General features: G+C 32.9%; 1 protein-coding gene. It reads right to left on the minus strand.

Annotation, left to right across the window (positions count from 1 at the left end; genetic code table 11):
- Positions 1-72: 72 nt before the first annotated feature.
- The coding region (locus tag CSX02_RS13660; protein WP_099386731.1) for a DUF2712 domain-containing protein at positions 73-499 on the minus strand (427 nt) is incomplete at its 5' end.

A 499-nucleotide genomic window follows, 5' to 3' on the forward strand; every position in this document is an offset into this window, starting at 1 on the left:
ATCCCCAACATAATATTTGTTTTCTCAACTTTTTCATTCTTCTCACCCATATATAACTCACAGAACTACATATTATCGTTCTGGAACACTATCCGGGCTCCAAACTCCCTTAGGAAAAGTTGGAAATGGTGTATTCTGATTAGCATAAATCACCGCATATTTTAAATTCTCTTCATAAACCCAATTCCTCATAAAATGATGTGTTCCCCGCTTAAATAAATAATGATATCCTTGTGAAACATCTTCTGCAAAATTGCCAGTAGTTTCATTTGATCCATAAACATAGGCAGTATAGGAAGCATTGTCTCTCAACTCTTTACACTTCATATAAGAGGAAGAATCATCTGTTTTTCTTCTTCCTTCAGTATGATCAAAGTAATTATGAAAATAAAAATTGAATTGAGTATCCTTATGGTTATTCGCATTGACACGATTCATACCTAGGTGCACTGATGTAACAGCAAAAAATAATACCAATAAAATTGCAATTCCTCTTTTT

Source organism: Agathobacter ruminis (genome assembly GCF_002735305.1).
GTDB classification, from domain to species: Bacteria; Bacillota; Clostridia; order Lachnospirales; family Lachnospiraceae; genus Roseburia; species Roseburia ruminis.